General features: G+C 66.2%; 1 protein-coding gene. It reads left to right on the top strand.

The annotated features are described in order from the left end of the window. Positions 1–429 (top strand): enolase C-terminal domain-like protein (locus L981_RS32740; protein ID WP_043627006.1); only part of this gene is annotated, 429 nt, incomplete at both ends.

The following is a 429-nucleotide window of genomic DNA, read 5'->3' as shown; positions in this document are numbered from 1 at the left end:
CCGACAATGCGCTGGAGATGGCGGAACGCCGGGCGCAAGGCTTCCATGCCTGCAAGATCAAGATCGGCTTCGGCATCGACGAAGACCTGCGGGTCATCCGCGCGGTGCGCGAGGCGATCGGCGACGAGATGCGGCTGATGATCGACGCCAACCACGGCTACACCGTCACCGAGGCGATCCGGCTTGGCAAGGGGGCGGCCGACTACGACATCGACTGGTTCGAGGAACCGGTCGTGCCGGAGCAGCTTTCCGCCTATCGCGAAGTGCGTGCCGGGCAGCCGATCCCGGTTGCCGGTGGTGAGACCTGGCATAGCCGCTACGGCATGTGGCCGGCAATCGAGAGCCGCGCGGTCGATATCCTGCAGCCGGATCTTTGCGGCTGCGGCGGGTTCTCGGAGATGGCGAAGATCGCAAGCCTTGCGACGCTGC

This window comes from Ensifer sp. ZNC0028, from assembly GCF_000799055.1.
In the GTDB taxonomy this organism is placed as follows: Bacteria; Pseudomonadota; Alphaproteobacteria; order Rhizobiales; family Rhizobiaceae; genus Ensifer.
The sequence above is the reverse complement of the archived record's forward strand: the minus strand, read 5'-3'. Positions and strand labels throughout refer to the sequence as shown.